Here is a 1,154-nt window from a genome sequence, read left to right as displayed (position 1 = left end):
TTAGCCATGGTCTCGTGGGCTCGGAGATGTGTATAAGAGACAGGTTTATTATTACGCATTTCTACTAGGTTACAAAAAACATAATTCTCAATTAAAAAAACAATCAAAGATTCCGGAAAAGTTATATTTTATGAGCACTTATCCAGCACTCATATGGTATGTATTACCCTTTATAGAGCAACCAAGGATGCATGGAATATATGACTGGTTAAATGGCGAATTTGTTTTTTTTAATGTTTTGTATATTCCAGTTTCTTTTCTGTTGTTTGTATATTTCTTTGGCATTTGGGGTAAAAAGTCTGTTTCTCAAAATATTGAAGCTACTAAAAGTGCATTTTATGCCCCAAGTAAATTGTTAACAGAAGGAATATATGCAAGAGTTCAACATCCAATGATCATAGGGGATATATTAGGACATTTTTCTTTGGTGTTATTAACAGGTGGAATCTACACTTGCATTTTATTCCCTATATATGTATTTATAGATCTCTTTATGATAAAAATACAGGTTAAGTATTCTTTAGAACCATATTATAAATCAGAACTTATAGTTTATAGAAAGAAAACCCCTGTTCTCCTTGATCAAAAACTATTATTTATAGTTTTATTTATGGCATTGTTGGTTATTTGTAATTTTTTAAATTATACAAAAATAATATGATTTATTTTAGCTGGGCCACCCAAATTATTTTGGCCATAATTTCATTTCTTTGGTTGATTCCTTATTATATAGCATTTAAGGTTGGGAATCGTAAATATATGTCTAAAACACTAGATTTATCTTGCAATAATAGATATACATTAATGTATTATTCGGGCTTTTTTATATCTATTCTTTGGTATATTATGCCCTTCTTAAATCAACCTCGCTTCAAACTAAACATTTTTTCTTTGTTTGACATAAAAGTAATACTGTTGGAAAATGTTCTTTACAATATTATCCTTATTGCATTAATTGGATATTTTATGTCTGTTTGGGGTACTAAAGTGGTAAATTGTAATCTGCAAGCAACCAAAGATAGGTTTTTGCATCCTTCAAAGTTAATAACGGAAGGTCCCTATAAAAAAGTGAGAAATCCGATGATAATGGGAGATCTATTTTGTCATTTAAGTTTTATTCTTCTGCTTGGAGCCATACATACATTATGTTTATA

At 29.3% G+C, this 1,154-nt stretch carries 2 protein-coding genes; both read left to right on the top strand.

Going from position 1 to position 1,154, the window contains the following annotated elements; all coding sequences use genetic code 11:
• Nucleotides 1-130 precede the first annotated feature (130 nt).
• Nucleotides 131-661, top strand: a complete 531-nt coding sequence (locus tag LPH68_RS26315; protein ID WP_229038388.1) for a methyltransferase — start codon at nucleotides 131-133, stop codon at nucleotides 659-661.
• Nucleotides 658-1,154, top strand: a 497-nt coding sequence (locus tag LPH68_RS26310) for a methyltransferase (RefSeq protein WP_230297280.1), incomplete at its 3' end; no start/stop codon positions are given. The genes LPH68_RS26315 and LPH68_RS26310, both read left to right, overlap by 4 nt.

It is taken from the genome of Bacteroides sp. 1_1_30, from assembly GCF_020982715.1.
GTDB lineage: Bacteria > Bacteroidota > Bacteroidia > Bacteroidales > Bacteroidaceae > Bacteroides > Bacteroides xylanisolvens.
This window is presented reverse-complemented; position numbering and strand designations above follow the sequence as displayed.

What these genes read in the sequence shown, in the direction of transcription:
- LPH68_RS26315 (WP_229038388.1), top strand. Translation starts at nt 131, where the DNA reads ATGAGCACTTATCCAGCACTCATATGGTATGTATTACCCTTTATAGAG.